Source organism: Vibrio sp. D420a (genome assembly GCF_030248625.1).
Taxonomy (GTDB): Bacteria; Pseudomonadota; Gammaproteobacteria; order Enterobacterales; family Vibrionaceae; genus Vibrio; species Vibrio fortis_A.
Genome location: NZ_JAHGAN010000002.1, coordinates 498,997 through 514,986, shown reverse-complemented (window position 1 = coordinate 514,986; position 15,990 = coordinate 498,997). Strand labels below are relative to the sequence as shown.

Here is a 15,990-nt window from a genome sequence, read left to right as displayed (position 1 = left end):
TCAATTAACGTAGCGCTGGTTGCCCTAAAACTTAAAAAGCCTCAGCAAGGTTAACTTGTTGAGGCTTTCTCGATCTAAAGGGGGATTTAGAGTATCTATTAACATAAGTTCATAAAACAGTCGCCTAAGTATTGTAAATCCGCTCTGGTGAACAAACATATAGTAAGAGCGCGCATGCGATTGTATGAATCGTCGCGCTATGTTCCCAATCTCAATACCAAGTGAGAATTAGCCTAACTATGTTTGAGCAGATTAAAGATTTCATCAACCCGAGCAAGAACCCTGACCTGACTCAGGCGCACGAGTATCAACGCAAGCATTTGCCCACTTTGTGGTTGTTGGGAAAAACGGGTGCAGGTAAGTCTTCGTTTATTCAAGCGCTCACGGGCGATTCTTCGGTGGAAGTGGGCAATGGCTTTGCGCCATGCACAATGACTGCAATGTCGTACGTGTTTCCTCAAGCCAAGCCGATAATGCGCTTTCTTGATACTCGAGGCTTGGGTGAAGCGGATTATGATCCCACAGAAGATCTGAAAGAAATCGGCCAGGCGGGTAATGCGTTAGTAGTTGTGATGAAAGCGGATGAGCCTGAACAATCGTCTGTGCTGTCTGCTCTGAAACAGATCAAGAAGCAAAACAAGATTAAGCACTTGCTGCTTGTTCATACTGCCGTGTTGTTTTCCCAAGAACCAGACCGCGCAAGGCAAATTCAATTTAACACTCAACAAGTCGAGAAGGTTTGGGGTAAGAGTTTTGAATCTGTGGCAGTTGATTTCGAGACTGGTAACGATGATGTCTATAACCACGACATCTTGTTAGAAAAACTGACCAACATTCTCCCGGTAATTGGAATGATGGTGCAAAACAAAGAGCATTCAACCCAAGAAGAAGCCAACTTTGACAAAGTCGAAAATGAAGTGCTTTGGTATGCTGGAAGTGCAGCGGCTAGCGACTTAGTTCCGGGCGTGGGCTTGGTTTCAGTGCCTGCGATTCAAGCGAAAATGCTTCATAGCTTGGCCAACCAATATGGGGTTGAGTGGAATAAGCGAGTCTTTAGTGAACTCATTGGTACTTTGGGAAGTAGCTTTGCGGTGCAATATGGAATGAAGCTTGGCACTCGGCAACTGGTTAAGTTGATACCTGTGTATGGGCAAACGGTTGGTGCCATCGCCGCTGCGGCTATGAGTTTTGGTACCACCTATGGCCTTGGCAGAGCGGCGTGCTACTACTTCTATCATAAGAACAGAGGCGAAGAAGTCTCTGAGCAAGAGATGCAAGCAATCTATAAAGAATCCCTGAAAAAAGGTAAGGCAGCGTCGGGCTATGAAGAAAATTAGAAACTTATTTCGACTACTTTCTGCGCTGTCGAGTGGTCGTTGGGGTATTGCTCTGATTTCGGCTATCTTCCCAAGCCTTATCATGATGGGCTTTGGTTTGTTCTTGGCGGTCAAGTATGGCTACCTATTGGAAATGTCGATAGCCATTGCTCTGAGTACCTTGCTATTCACGACTCCGTTATACATCTCCAGTCGTTCTTCACGTAATTCGACCAATAGTGATGCGGAAGTAAATACAAGAGATGAAGTCAAAACTGAGCCATCGAATCACAACATCGACGATGCGTTGGTCAAAGCGTCGAATGAATGGTCTCAAGCTGAGCTGTCGATCTGGAACGACTCAAAACATTACATTCGCCAACAATTAGTCGACGACATTGAGTGGGGAAATCTAGACCAAATTGGTTTGCAGGTACTAGAGTTCGTCGCCAAAAAGTTTGGTAAGAAGTCGCTCGATTTTTCAATTCCTGAAGGGCTCAAGCTGTTTGAAGAGGTAAGCCGTCGTTACAAAGTGGTGGTAAAAGAGCACATACCGGGCATTGAGTACCTTAAGGTTTCTTACATCAAGGCAGGCTACGAAGCCTATGACAAATATGGTGAGTTGGGGCAAAAGATTTTCAAAGCGGCGATTTGGGGCAATCACCTTAAAAACCTCTATTTGAACCCATTGAAGGTTATTTCTGACTTAGGTCGTGAGCAAGCGACGGCCTCTATGACAAAGGGCGTTGTCGATGATATGCAATATGCCGCTAAACAAGCCTTGCTCGATGAAGTGGCAGCCGTTGCTATTGATTTGTACAGTGGGCGTTTCAGTATTGAAGATGAATCGATGAGAGCCTCAGAGGTTTCAGAAGCTGACGAGAAACGTTTTGCACCTGAATTAGAACCAGTGAGAATTGTGCTGGTGGGGCAAACTAGCTCTGGTAAATCATCGCTTATTAATGCTCTCAAAGAGGAAATGGTTGCCGAGGTAGACGTTCTGCCATCAACGGATAGCTCTACCGTTTACAACGCATTTGTTGATGACAATGACGTGAGAGTGGTTGATCTTCAAGGATTGGATGGGAACCCGAAAACCGAAGCTGTGATGCTGAAAGAGATGACTCAAGCCGATGTGGTGTTATGGGTACTTAAAGCGAATCAGTCTGCTCGTGAACTGGATAAGCAGCTTAAAGATAAGTTTGATGCATTTTATGAGGATCCAAAGAACATCTCGCGCAAGCAGCCGATCGTGGTCACTGTCGTTAACCAAGTCGACCGGTTAAAGCCGGTGGAAGAGTGGCAGCCACCTTACGATTTGGATAATCCAAGCTCGGCGAAAGCGAAGATCATTGAACAGGCTCTCGACTACAACCAAGCGCTTTTGAACTCAGATATAGCGTTACCCTTGGCGATTGCACCTGATAAGACGCAGTTTGGTTTGGAAGTGTTGAAGCAAACGCTGATAGAACACATTGCAGACGCCAATAATGTACAAAGAAATCGCCAACGCCTCGAAGCAATCAACAGAGGAACATCGGTTAAGGGGCAATTAAACAAAGTCGTGAAGGCAGGCAAGAAGGTTGCACCGAGTGCCTTAAAAGCGGCTTCACCGAAGCTAGCTGAGATGGCGATAAAACAAGTCACTAAGAAAAAATAACCAACAATACAAAGCGATATTTGTTAAACCGTAATATCGCTTGGATAGTTAATTTTTATTTTTCGGATTTTACTGGTTAGTTCTATTTATAACTGAAATTTAATGAACTAGTATAATAGTTCGCTAGGTCGATACACTGATGAGTTTTATATGATGTTAATCACTGTAAGTACATCAACGTAAATATTGATCACATTTATGATTGATAGGTCTTTATTTATAAGATTACTACACTATATTTAAATTTCGGATCATTTTGATTTCAACATAGGGATATATTGTGAACATGTATCTGAAATGGCAATCAACAACATGGCTAACCTTGTTAGCTTGGTATACTTTAGATCATCAGATCTCGTTCCATCTTTCTTCAGAGTAGTACCTTTTGGGCGTCACGTGCCAGCAGAGCTCCTGTGCTTTGCCAATCCTGTTAATTTTGTTTTAAGAAATGCCGTAACCTGTGCGTAAGATAATAATTTATTTATGCATGGCACTCTTTGTCTTAGCCATTATTAATAGGGCCTCAATCAATATCTTATTGATTCAATAATTTGTCTGTCGCTATTAAGTTTTATCGTAATTATCACGTGTGTGATGGTGCAATAAATAAAATTAGTAGTGATGATTTGTGACATCTGAAAAATAATGAGCTTAAACTTTTTTTAATGTTTCTTCATTAGGAAATACTGGGTTCGTTGAAAGGTACTATTATGGAAAACTTCAAACATCTACCTGAACCGTTTCGTATTCGCGTTGTAGAGCCAGTTAAAAGAACCACCTACGCTTATCGTGAGCAAGCCATTGTCGAAGCGGGTATGAACCCATTTCTACTCGATAGCGATGACGTGTTCATCGACCTGCTGACAGACAGCGGTACGGGTTCAATTACTCAACGTATGCAAGCGGCAATGTTAATGGGCGACGAGGCTTACAGCGGCAGTCGTAGTTACTACGCACTGTCGAATGCAGTAAAAGATATCTTTGGCTATGAGTTAACTATTCCGACTCACCAAGGGCGCGGTGCAGAGCAGATTTATATTCCGGTTCTGATCAAAAAGCGTGAGATGGAAAAGGGGTTAGACCGCAGCAAAATGGTCGCCTTGTCGAACTACTTCTTCGATACTACTCAAGGTCATACACAGGTGAATTGCTGCGTGGCCAAAAACGTCTACACCAAAGAAGCGTTTGATACTTCAGTGAACGCCGACTTTAAAGGTAACTTTGATATCGATAAGCTTGAACAAGCGATATTGGAAGCGGGTGCTGCCAATGTCCCTTACATTGTGAGTACCATTACTTGTAACTCGGCTGGTGGGCAGCCTGTTTCTATCGCTAACCTCAAAGCGGTGTATGAAATCGCTCAGAAATACGATATTCCCGTTATCATGGATTCGGCTCGCTACGCTGAAAATGCTTACTTTATTCAGCAGCGTGAACCGGGCTATCAAGATTGGACGATCGAACAAATTACTCGTGAGTCCTACAAATACGCAGACGGCTTAGCCATGTCCGCTAAGAAAGATGCGATGGTGCAAATGGGCGGTTTGTTGTGTTTTAAAGATGATTCTTTGATGGATGTCTACACAGAGTGTCGAACCTTGTGTGTGGTGCAAGAGGGCTTCCCGACTTATGGTGGCTTAGAGGGTGGTGCCATGGAGCGCCTTGCGGTTGGGCTATACGACGGAATGCGCCAAGATTGGTTGGAGTACCGCATCGGTCAGGTGCAATATCTGGTTGATGGCTTGGAAGCGATTGGTGTTGTGTGCCAACAAGCGGGCGGCCATGCTGCGTTTGTTGATGCAGGTAAGTTACTTCCACATATTCCGGCGGGTCAATTCCCTGCCCATGCTTTAGCGTGTGAGTTGTATAAAGTAGCGGGAATCCGAGCCGTAGAGATTGGTTCATTGCTGCAAGGGCGAGACCCAGCAACAGGTGAGCAGCATCCATGTCCTGCTGAGCTATTGCGCCTAACCATTCCACGCGCGACTTACACTCAAACTCATATGGACTTCATTATTGAAGCGTTCGAAAAGGTCAAAGAGAAAGCAAGTAAAGTGAAAGGGCTCGATTTTGTTTACGAACCACCTGTACTAAGGCACTTCACTGCACGTTTGAAAGAGGTGGAACCTCATGAGAATCAATCAGTAAAAAAGAGTGAGCCAACGCTCGAAGAAGCATTTTAAAATAATAAAACAAGCGAATAGTCACTAATGTAAAAAGCGTATAGGTTTAGGCCTATGCGCTTTTTTTGTATGGTTGAATGACCAACGCGAATTGCGGAAACCTAATTTAAATATCTGTTATTTATAGAAAATAATCACAGGATGTGTTGCATATAAAGCAGGAGAGGCTTACTCTGCCTAATAATCGTGATGCAATAAGGACAGTACGCAATGATCATCAACACAGATAGACTCACCATGGCTCAAATCACTACCGAAGACTGGGCCCTTTTTCAGTCTTTAAATCGTGAGCCAGAGGTCATCCGACTGTGCTTTGACGAACCATCACCTTCCGATATTAAAGAAGCTTTCGAATCTCGATTGCCTGCTTGGAATAAAGATTCAACACATTGGCTGTGTCTTACTATCACAAACAAAGAGACTGGCGAAAAGATTGGGGTGACGGGCTTTCGTATGGTCGATGGTGTTGCGGAAGTCGGTTATCTGATTTTACCTAAGTTTCATGGCTTCGGCTTTGGTACGGAGTCTTTAAAGGCCCTTATTAGCTGGGCAACCAAACAGCAAGGGATCACTTCATTTCAAGCTATTGTAACAGAGGGGAATATTGGGTCTGAGAAAGTGCTATTGAAAAGTGGTTTTTCACTCAAAGAGGTCGTTCCAGACGCTTACACCATTGGTGGCAAGCTCTACGCTGATCATATTTACACCCTTTAAAATCAATGCCTAACCCTCAAAACCGTGTTGTTTCCTTAAGCACAACGCGCCAGTTTTGAGCTTTTCACTTTCTGACAAGGATTGAAGTATATGGACGTCATGGAACATGCCGTTATTTCTGAGTTTATTACACCATCTGAATTTACCGACCTCGCCAGTATTAAGTTGGATATCAAGCAAGTGCCAAATGATGTCGAGGGAATCTGTCAGTTTGTACAAGGAAACCTTATCCATGCTTATTGGTTAGAGCATTATGGTGTAGAGATAGACATTTCTATTCAACGCACTGAAATGCAGACGCGATATGCGAAGGATTTGCTGTCGTTAGCCATGTTGAAATCAGGGCAAGCTGCGCATGTTATTAAAGCGCCGAATCATAGAGTGGTCAGTATTTGCCGAGACTTCTCCCTTTTGGTGTGTTCTATCTTCAGGATGAAAGGAGTGCCTGCTCGTATAAGAAGTGGTTTCGCAGTGTATCTAGGGCCAGATCATTTCGAAGATCACTGGGTTTGTGAATATTGGAATGGTCAACGTTGGGTATCGGTTGATGCACAGCTCGATGGCGTTCATCAACGCATTCTGAAGTTTGAATTCGATCCGTGTGATGTTCCGTCATCTCAATTCTTAGTTGCGGGTCAGGCTTGGAAACTCGCTCGTGAAAACTCAGTACCAGCTGGGAAGTTCGGTTTTGCCGATTTTAAAGGGCTAGCCTTTATTAAAGCGAGCCTGATTCGCGACCTGTTCGCGCTGTCTAAATATGAAATGCACACATGGGATATCGGTTGGGGGATCTTGCCTCACTTCATGGCCCCAGTTTCTAATGATGATGAACTTCACTTACTCGATGAACTTGCCAAAGTGAGTTGTTCTGGGGACGCGACGCAGGCGCACAAACTGGTGGAATCGTGTGAAGCGATCAGGCTTCCTAGTGACTGGAATACTACAAAATTCCCAACACTGAGTGAGCTTTATGCTTCTCTATAGTTTTAAGCTTAGGTGTCATTGAGTAAAGAGTTAGCTCAAAGGAAGCTATGCAGTAGGTCTTGCCAAGAAGTTCAGGAATTGGCCTTAATGCCGCAAGGGCAATGATACTGTTTATGATTCTTAATATATGGCATCAATAATGTGAGATATGTTGAAAATCTCAACTGCAGAGAAATAGTTGATATGAGTTCACGATTAGTTTTAGAGGAATAGCGCATTGAAGTTAACGAATAAACTTGTACGTTACCCGCACATAGATGTTGATCGTGCGTTTGAAAAAGAAGATGAGCTACTGCAGCAAATTCAGTCTGGTGAGATTGGACAAGCCTTGTTGTTGTGGCAAGCAAAAGCGCCGACACTCGTTTTGCCTTCAGGTAAAAAGTGGCCAGTAACCTTAGAGTCTCGAAAACAACTTGAGGCGCAAGGTTGGCAACTCTCTTCGCGAAAAACAGGTGGCGCTCCCGTCCCCCAGTTGCCGGGGATTATTAACCTATCGCATATTTATCATTGGCCTAGTAATGAAGCCTACGACATCAAAAAAGCGTATCTACATCTATGCAATGTCTTAACTCTGTTTTTTAAAGACTTGGGCGTCGATGTGGATGTGCATGCGACTCCCGGTTCTTATTGTGATGGCGACTACAACCTCAATATCAACAAACAGAAAATAGTAGGTACGGCTCAGCGTGTTTTGCTTAAACGCGGTGGCGGTCAAATAGTCCTTTCGCAAGCCTGTATTTTGTTAGATGTCGACTTAGAGAGCAGTGTTGCGCCTGTTAATTTTTATAATCAAATATGCGGTAATCCAACCGTTATAGACCCGCACGTTCATACTCTGTTGTCTGAGCATGTGAAGCCTCTGCCTAGCGTAGACTCACTTTTTCAGCAGTTAACTCAAGCCTTCATTAAGTATGCTTAGTACGAGTTTCTGATGCTGAAACAACGGAACAGATAAAATAAAGCCACCCTGGTGAACCCTAGAGTGGCTTTTTGTTTTAATACTGAGCCGAAGTTTGTCGGCTTTGGTATTAGGCGATACCTTGTTCTTTTGCCATTTGCGTCGCGATCTTAGGTGCGTGCCATAGACACGGCAATAAGATGAATGAGACAGGAACTGCGGTGATTACAATGAATGACTGAAGAGCAGAGATGCCGCCAGAGCCCATAGAAATTAGCGCAATAGCCACTGCACCCATGATGATGCCCCAGAAGGTGCGTACCGCTGCGTTTGGTTCAGTGGTGCCTGTCATAACCACACTGATGGTGTAGGTCATTGAGTCACCTGTCGTTACGATGAACGTGGTGGTCAGGATAAGGAACAGTATTGCAATCAGAGTCGGAAATGGCAGTTGTGCAGTGATAGCTAGTAATACAGCCGGAAGATTAAAGCCCTCGAACGCACTAGAGATCACGCCTGGGTTTTCTAACTCAAATGCTAGGCCACTGCCACCAACAATACTGAACCAGAAACAGGTTACCAATGGAGCAACGATACTGATAGAAACGATCATTTGGCGAATGGTGCGACCACGCGAAATACGAGCAATAAAGATCGCCATCATTGGACCATAACCTAAGAACCAACCCCAGAAGAATACTGTCCAGCCACCAAGCCACGCGGTATCTTGGCGATAAAGCGCCATAGGGATAAAGTTGTCGATCATTTCGCCCATGCCTTGCAAGTAGCCGTCAACGATGAAGCTTGTTGGGCCGACAACAAGGATGTAGCCGATCAGGCATACAGACAAGATGATGTTGTAACGGCTCACTAGTTGGATGCCTTTGTTGACGCCACTTAATGCCGAAAGGGTATACATCGCAATAGCAAACAGGATAACTACGCTTTGTGTCGCGAAGTTGTCGGTGATACCGAATAGTTTGCTCAGTGCGTAGCTAATTTGAAGCCCAAGGAAGCCAATAGGACCAATAGTGCCCGCAGCGACAGCAACGATGCTACATGCGTCAACCACGTTACCAATCCAACCATTAATTGCTTTATCACCTAGAACTGGATAAAGCAGAGTACGAGGTTTTAGAGGCAGACCTTTGTCGTAATGTAGGTGCATCAATACGATAGAAGATAAACCGCCTAAGATTGCCCAAGCAAGAAAACCCCAATGCATGAAAGACTGAGAAAGCGCGTTGAACGCCATTGCTTGTGGATCCGCTTCACCATACAAAGGCGGTGCAGAGACGAAGTGAGCGATTGGTTCAGCCGCCGCCCAGAACACGCCACCACCTGCAAGTAGGGTACAAAGAACAATCGACATCCATTTGAAAGTGGACATTTCTGGTAGGTCAAGCGTTCCTAAACGAACTTGACCTGTGCGGCCCAGTGCTAGCAGTAAACCGAGAATAAAGTTGAGCAACAATAGCACTTGCCAATAAGCACCGAACCATTGAGTAGAGTAGCTAAAACCGATGTTGACCAGTGCAGACAAAGCTGAAGTGTTGGTAAAAGCGAGAACGACAAAGAGCGTTAAAAAACTGCCGCTGAGCCAGAACACTGGGTTTCCAAGTTCGAGCTTTTCACCCAGAGACTGGGCTTTAGTGAAGTTGATAGAAGTAGATTCTGCGTTGATGTTTTCGTTGGCGACTTGCGTCAAGTTAGACATTATTTGTTCGCTATATTTGGCCGTGAAGCCTGTGTATTTCCCGCACATCTCCCTTTGAAAATGTGAGGTTCGTCAAAAAAGTCGCAGATACTAACATATCTATCACCAGAAAGTCGGCGAATTGCAAAAAGAAATCCATTCCTCCTATAAATCTGTCCTTTTTGGTTACTTTAAGCTCATCTTGCCCATGTTTTAGATACGGGCTTTAACGATGAATAGCGATTATTTTTTTAGCTTTGCGAAATAAATTTAATATTAGTTGTCGGTGCAAAATAAGTGTCGAGTCATTGCAGAGTGTAAGCAATTATTTGCGAGTCATTTTATAAATAGTGAATATTCTAAGTGCGAAACTGGCTTTGTTATCTACAGTTGTTTTGCGAAGAGATTTAAGTGGTCGTACGAATACAACCGAAATTAAACATCTTGAAACAACAACTTAAGGGATAGCACACATGCACCTAAACCAAGGAAGAGTGGCCAAGAAGGTTTTCACACTCAGCACACTCACCGCGTCATGCTTAATGGCGTTCAACAGTTATGCAGCTGTTGATTGTTCAACATTAGAAACATGGGACTCTGCGACCGTATATACTGGCGGTGATCAGGTTTCACATGACGGCAGCGCGTACTCAGCGAATTACTGGAATCAAAACAACAACCCGAGCCAATTTGAAGGTGACTATGCACAATGGAAAAAGATTGATGTGTGTAGTGGCGGCGGAGGCGGTGGCACGCCAAATGAAGCGCCAACCGCTTCGTTAACAGCACCTGCCGCGTCAGATGTGATCGTTGAGGGTGATGATGTCGTGTTAAGTGCAACGGCACTTGATGCTGATGGTAGTGTCGCTTCAGTAGAATTCTTTGTCGATGGTACTTCAGTTGCTGTAGTCACAGCGGCACCATTTGAAGCGGCTTGGGCTGCAACATCGGGCAACCATCAGGTATCTGTTGTTGCAACAGACAATGAAGGTGCAGCGAGTGTAGCAAGCGCGGTATCTGTTTCTGTCGATTCACTGCAACCTGGAAATGAAGCGCCAACGGTATTTGTTGCACTTTCAGCGGCTTCTGTCGATGTAGGTGGCGTGGTAACGCTCACGGCAACGGCTGCAGACAGTGATGGTACGGTTGATAAAGTTGATTTTTATGTGGCAGGTTCTTTAGTTGGAACGGCTGCAACAAGCCCGTATACGCTTGACTACACAACCACTCAAGCAGGTACTTTAGCTGTTTACGCTAAAGCAACCGACGATCAAGGTGCGACAACGGATTCAGCCTTGGCTTCTTTAAAGGTGAATGGTGCTCCTACGGTGAGTACATGTCGTCCTGATGGCTTGTATCAAACGCAAGGTGTCGATGTTCCTTACTGTACCATTTACGATGATGAAGGCCGTGAGAAAATGGGCGCGGATCACCCTCGTCGTGTGATTGGTTACTTCACCAGTTGGCGTGCAGGGGACGACCCGCAAGCAGCTTACTTGGTAAATGATATTCCTTGGGAACAACTCACACACATTAACTACGCGTTCGTGAGCATCGGTTCAGATGGCAAAGTGAATGTTGGTGATGTAAATGATCCAAATAATGCTGCTGTCGGTAAAGAGTGGCCGGGCGTAGAGGTTGACCCTGCATTAGGCTTTAAAGGTCACTTTGGTGCGCTCGCAACAGCCAAGAAAAAACACGGTGTTAAAACGTTAATCTCAATTGGTGGTTGGGCGGAGACTGGCGGTCACTTTGCCACAGACGGCAGCCGTGTTGCTGATGGTGGTTTCTACACTATGACGACCAATGCTGATGGTTCAATCAACCACCAAGGCATCGAAACATTCGCGACATCAGCGGTTGAAATGCTGCGTAAGTATCAATTCGATGGCCTAGATATCGATTATGAGTACCCAACCTCAATGGCAGGCGCGGGCAACCCATACGACAAAGACTTCATGGAACCGCGTCGCGAGTACCTATGGGCTTCATACCAAGTATTGATGAAAGTACTGCGTGAGAAGCTTGATGTGGCGTCTGCTGAAGATGGAACACACTACATGTTAACTATCGCAGCCCCTTCTTCTGGCTACCTATTACGCGGCATGGAAACATTCGATGTCACTCAATATCTCGATTATGTGAACATCATGTCTTACGACCTTCACGGTGCTTGGAATGATCACGTTGGTCATAACGCTGCCTTGTTTGATACAGGTAAAGATTCAGAGCTAGCACAGTGGAACGTATACGACACGGCGGCTTATGGCGGTATTGGCTACCTGAACACGGATTGGGCTTACCATTACTTCCGCGGTTCAATGCCAGCTGGTCGTATTAACATCGGTGTGCCTTACTACACGCGTGGTTGGCAGGGTGTAACAGGTGGTGAAAATGGTCTTTGGGGCCGAGCTGCACTGCCTAATCAATCTGAATGTGCCGCTGGTACAGGTGAAGGCGAGAAGAACAACTGTGGTCATGGCGCGATTGGTATCGATAACATGTGGCACGATACCGATCCTAAAGGAAATGAAATGGGTGCAGGCTCGAACCCAATGTGGCATGCGAAGAACCTAGAGAAAGGCATTTGGGGTTCTTATGCGGATGCTTACAAGCTTGATCCTGTAAACGATCCAACGGATGTCTTAAGAGGTACTTACACACGTAACTACGACAGCGTTGCGGTTGCACCTTGGCTATGGAATGCTGAAAAAGGCGTGTTCCTTTCTACGGAAGATAAAGAATCTATCAACGTGAAAGCGGACTACGTTATCGACAAAGAAATCGGCGGCATCATGTTCTGGGAACTGGCTGGCGACTACAACTGTTATGTACTTGATGCAAGTGGCAACCGCACAACGGTTGATACCACAGAGCAAGCGTGTAACAGCGGTAACGGTGAGTTCCACATGGGTAACACAATGACTAAAGCTATCTACGATAAGTTTAAGTCGGCAACGCCATATGGCAACAAAGTCGCGACTGGCGCAATTCCTACCGAAGCATTAGACATCGCAGTATCGGTTGGTGGCTTCAAAGTCGGTGACCAAAACTACCCAATTAATCCTAAGATCACGTTTACCAACAATACGGGTCAGGCACTGCCTGGCGGTACAGAGTTCCAGTTTGATATTCCTGTATCTGCACCAGATAACGCGAAAGATCAATCTGGTGGTGGCTTGACGGTGATTGCTTCGGGTCATACTCGTGCAGATAACATCGGTGGTTTAGACGGTACTATGCACCGCGTAGCCTTCACATTACCTGCATGGAAAGAACTGCCTGCTGGTGGCGTGTACGAGCTGGACATGGTGTATTACTTACCAATTTCAGGCCCTGCAAACTATGCCGTTAACGTGGGTGGTGTCGATTATGCGTTTAGCTTTGAGCAACCAGATTTACCTCTAGGTGATATCAGTTCTGGTGGCGGTAACCCTGGCGATGGTGGCACAAACCCTGGTACTTGTGATACTGCAGGCTTAACTGTGTACCCAGATCTGCCTCAGAAAGACTGGGCCGGTAACCCAAGCCATGCAAACACGGGTGACCAAGTGGTTCACAACGGTAGCATTTATCAAGCTAATTGGTGGACAAGTTCAGAGCCAGGTAGTGATGGTAGTTGGACTGTTGTTTGTCAGTAAAATGATGACTATGAATTCTCAATACTGAGAAAAACATTTATAAAACAAGTGTTTATAAAATTATAAATTCGCCACATTGATATTATCAATGTGGCGTTTTTGGTATTGGTCACATATCAATGAATCAAACGTTTTTAAAGGCAATACCTTAATTCATACCCCCTACCGTTTGTGATATAAAACTCGCTGCTTATTGAGGGCAAAAGCCAGACACTGTTGTAGTGAGGGCGCATGGGGTAATTTTGAAATTCAAACGTAAATATATTCTTAACTTCTCGATAGCACTGGCCACGGTTTCTATGGTGCTGTCTGCCATCCAATTTAATCGCACTAAAGAAGCGTTATTGGAATCCAACCAAGTGTTTTTTAATACCATCGTAAATGCGAGCTATGACATTGTGGATACGACGGTTAATGAAGCGATTAAAACGTATCTAAAGGGAGTTATTGATACAGCTCACTCTTATGTAGAGAGCCATAAACAGCTACCAGAAGCTCAACAACTGGCGGATCTCGCAAATACATTAAAAGTAGGGCAATCCGGTTATCTCTATTTGCTTTCCCCTGACGGCGTTCATTTATATCACCCATTTTTGCAAGGTCAGGACAGATCAAACGTAGAGCATATTCAGCGGCAACTGAAGTTGGAAGAAGGTGTATCGCAGTATTATCACGCCAACCCTCATGAAACAGGGATGAGGCCAAAAGTTGCGTATTCGAGAAAGTTGCCGAGCGGCAATACCTTGGTAGCAACGACTTATAAAGATGAATTGATGTTCTTGGTGGATCAGGTGCAGTTGAAGGAAAAACTCAGTAAGTATGCCTATGGCGAGAGTGGCTACATCTATATCGTTGATCTTGATGGGAAGCGTATTCTACAGAACCAGTTTGATAATAGAGCCTTTGAATCCGTGGTTGAGTCAACCTCTCAGAGTTTCATCCGACAGGTTCTTAATAATCGAGAAGGACACGTTAAGTTTGATTTAGAAAATGAGTCTGGAGTGGCGACTAAAAATATCTTCTACAAGTTTTATCCTTACCTGAACTGGGTAATTGTTGCTGGTATCTCTGAACAAGAGCTAAATAAGAATCATAGTTTGCTGTTTGTTAGCCTGATGGCGCTCTTTGCCAGCTTAATAGCGATCATTTCAGTGTTAGTCCTCTATCTCAAGAATCGACACGATAAAATGTTAGAACTGGCGAGTCTTGACTATCTAACAGGGATCAACAGTCGCAGAAGCTTTATGGAACAGTTTAAAGTCAGAATACAAAAGCATCAGGCACCTGTTTCACACATAGGGGTTGTTCTGCTCGATATCGACCATTTCAAACGTGTTAACGACGATTTTGGCCATACACAAGGAGATAAAGTGATTCAGGCCGTTGCTGTTAAGTTGAAGGAGTATGAGACAGAAAATCGTTTGATAGCACGCTATGGAGGAGAAGAGTTTGTCGTTGTGACATTTGATTGTGAACAAGCTGAATTGATGGAGTTGGCAGAGACAATACGTTTGGATGTGGAGAAGACTCATGGGTTGTGCCGACAGATCACAATTAGTGCAGGTTGTTGTTATGCACCAGTGAATCAAGGCGTCGAAAAGGTCATAGAGAAGGCTGATGCTGCGCTCTATCGAGCAAAGGAGGCCGGTAGGAACAACACCCAGTGTTACTCAAGTCCTAATTGGGAGTGTTTGCCTCATATTAAACACTGCATATGAAAAAAGCCCGAACAAGATTAATTGTTCGGGCTTTTTATCAGATTCGAATGCTAAGCTTTAGCAGCTTTTAACGCTTCCGTTTTTTTTTCCTTTTGCATTTTAGCAAGGAAATAAACGTTTACGATTGCGATGAAACCATTGGTCGCTACTACTGGCCATGCATCAATCATTACACCGTAAGCAGTGAAGAGAGCACAACCAATAAAGTTAAGAACACGTAAGCGAACGATGTCTTTCATAGTTAATGAAATCGCAACCATGATAGATGCTGCGTAACCTAAAATTTCAACCATATTAAATTCCATTGTTGGACCCTCTTAGTTTTGCCGATACAGTGTCGGTACCAATCCTTCTCTTCATGAGATTATTGAGGAAGCTCCGTGCCTCGAATGGTCTGGTTTTGTTTAACTGGTGCTGACTATAGCAAGCCTTTTTTTGTGATAAAAGCCCCAAAACGAGTGAAAGTGAAGGTTAGCGATTACGCAAACGTTTAAAAGGTTTTTGGATAATATAATTACTGAATGTGTTGGTGTTGAATCCAATTGTAGAACATATAACGAAAAGGAAGCGACGAATGAAAAATAAATATCTAGGCGGCTTTTTAGCGAGCGTTATCTTGGCGGTTAGTTTGATGGGATGCACAACAGAGCCTACGCCGATGAAGCATGATTTCGGTGTGGTAACCAGTGGTGGCTTTACGTTTATGAATCAGGGCGTACAGACGTATTCATGGCACCCAAGTTCAGAACAAGCTTACCTTTCCAAAAACTACAACAAGACAGAAGTCACCGATATTGTTCGTTCTGCAATTGAAGACCATTTGACGCAAAAGGGCTATCGATCAGCTAATAATGGTGCCCAAGGTGACGTTGTCATTGGCTTTGGCCTAGCGCAAGAGTCAGAGCTGAGTGACCAAGCTATCTTGAATCGATTGAATCTTTCGACTGGCGTCCCTTTTTATAACGAAAAGGGTAAAAAAGCAGAAAAAGGGTCGCTATATATCGTATTTTTGCTTCCAAATAGCGCAGTTATACAGTGGCAAGCACTGGCACAATCTGGCATTCAAGGTGGGCTAACTCATTCGCAGCTCGACCAACGTATATCGAGTTTTGTTGATAGGTTATTCAGAGATATACCTAACCGATAGAATCATTAGTTAGGCCAATAATATTGACTCAAT

At 44.4% G+C, this 15,990-nt stretch carries 11 protein-coding genes; 9 read left to right on the top strand and 2 right to left on the bottom strand.

From position 1 onward, the window contains the following. Positions 1–239 precede the first annotated feature (239 nt). The 6 genes from KI743_RS03120 (at position 240) to KI743_RS03095 (ending at position 7,776) form a co-directional block, all read left to right on the top strand. A complete protein-coding gene (locus KI743_RS03120) occupies positions 240–1,337 on the top strand; it encodes a YcjF family protein (protein WP_285464860.1) in 1,098 nt (365 codons plus the stop codon). Further along, a complete protein-coding gene (locus tag KI743_RS03115) occupies positions 1,324–2,976 on the top strand; it encodes a GTPase family protein (RefSeq protein WP_285464858.1) in 1,653 nt (550 codons plus the stop codon). The genes KI743_RS03120 and KI743_RS03115 overlap by 14 nt, the downstream gene beginning before the upstream one ends. Before the next feature lie 710 nt (positions 2,977–3,686). Next, the gene (gene tnaA, locus KI743_RS03110) at positions 3,687–5,159 is read left to right on the top strand and encodes a tryptophanase (protein WP_285464856.1); all 1,473 of its coding nucleotides are present in this window, start codon (positions 3,687–3,689) and stop codon (positions 5,157–5,159) included. Positions 5,160–5,369: 210 nt separating this feature from the next. Next, a complete protein-coding gene (locus tag KI743_RS03105) occupies positions 5,370–5,873 on the top strand; it encodes a GNAT family N-acetyltransferase (RefSeq protein WP_285464854.1) in 504 nt (167 codons plus the stop codon). 90 nt (positions 5,874–5,963) lie between these two features. Next, the gene (locus tag KI743_RS03100; protein WP_285464852.1) at positions 5,964–6,857 is read left to right on the top strand and encodes a transglutaminase-like domain-containing protein; all 894 of its coding nucleotides are present in this window, start codon (positions 5,964–5,966) and stop codon (positions 6,855–6,857) included. 217 nt (positions 6,858–7,074) lie between these two features. Next, complete coding sequence (locus tag KI743_RS03095; protein WP_285464850.1) at positions 7,075–7,776, top strand: lipoate--protein ligase; 702 nt, start codon at positions 7,075–7,077, stop codon at positions 7,774–7,776. A 109-nt stretch (positions 7,777–7,885) separates the two neighbouring features. Here KI743_RS03095 and KI743_RS03090 read toward each other — a convergent pair whose 3' ends face one another. After that, positions 7,886–9,472: a BCCT family transporter gene (locus KI743_RS03090; protein ID WP_285464848.1), complete on the bottom strand. Its 1,587-nt coding sequence runs from the start codon at positions 9,470–9,472 to the stop codon at positions 7,886–7,888. Between the two features lie 452 nt (positions 9,473–9,924). Between KI743_RS03090 and KI743_RS03085 the strand changes: the two genes are divergently transcribed. After that, entirely contained in the window at positions 9,925–13,092 is a 3,168-nt protein-coding gene (locus KI743_RS03085) for a chitinase C-terminal domain-containing protein (protein WP_285464846.1), read from the top strand. Between the two features lie 242 nt (positions 13,093–13,334). Then, on the top strand, positions 13,335–14,810 hold the full coding sequence (locus tag KI743_RS03080) for a diguanylate cyclase domain-containing protein (RefSeq protein ID WP_285464845.1): 1,476 nt from the start codon (positions 13,335–13,337) through the stop codon (positions 14,808–14,810). Positions 14,811–14,860: 50 nt separating this feature from the next. Here the strand turns inward: KI743_RS03080 and KI743_RS03075 are convergent, their stop codons facing one another. Next, positions 14,861–15,115 (bottom strand): YgjV family protein, encoded by a 255-nt coding sequence (locus tag KI743_RS03075; RefSeq protein ID WP_032552699.1) that lies wholly within the window; start codon positions 15,113–15,115, stop codon positions 14,861–14,863. A gap of 269 nt (positions 15,116–15,384) precedes the next feature. Here KI743_RS03075 and KI743_RS03070 point away from each other — a divergent pair, with 269 nt between their 5' ends. Continuing rightward, entirely contained in the window at positions 15,385–15,957 is a 573-nt protein-coding gene (locus tag KI743_RS03070) for a DUF4136 domain-containing protein (RefSeq protein WP_285464842.1), read from the top strand. The last annotated feature ends 33 nt before the right edge of the window (positions 15,958–15,990 follow it).

Coding starts and splice junctions, on each gene's coding strand:
- KI743_RS03120 (WP_285464860.1), top strand. CDS start 240: ATGTTTGAGCAGATTAAAGATTTCATCAACCCGAGCAAGAACCCTGAC.
- KI743_RS03115 (WP_285464858.1), top strand. CDS start 1,324: ATGAAGAAAATTAGAAACTTATTTCGACTACTTTCTGCGCTGTCGAGT.
- tnaA (WP_285464856.1), top strand. CDS start 3,687: ATGGAAAACTTCAAACATCTACCTGAACCGTTTCGTATTCGCGTTGTA.
- KI743_RS03105 (WP_285464854.1), top strand. CDS start 5,370: ATGATCATCAACACAGATAGACTCACCATGGCTCAAATCACTACCGAA.
- KI743_RS03100 (WP_285464852.1), top strand. CDS start 5,964: ATGGACGTCATGGAACATGCCGTTATTTCTGAGTTTATTACACCATCT.
- KI743_RS03090 (WP_285464848.1), bottom strand. CDS start 9,472: ATGTCTAACTTGACGCAAGTCGCCAACGAAAACATCAACGCAGAATCT.
- KI743_RS03085 (WP_285464846.1), top strand. CDS start 9,925: ATGCACCTAAACCAAGGAAGAGTGGCCAAGAAGGTTTTCACACTCAGC.
- KI743_RS03075 (WP_032552699.1), bottom strand. CDS start 15,115: ATGGAATTTAATATGGTTGAAATTTTAGGTTACGCAGCATCTATCATG.
- KI743_RS03070 (WP_285464842.1), top strand. CDS start 15,385: ATGAAAAATAAATATCTAGGCGGCTTTTTAGCGAGCGTTATCTTGGCG.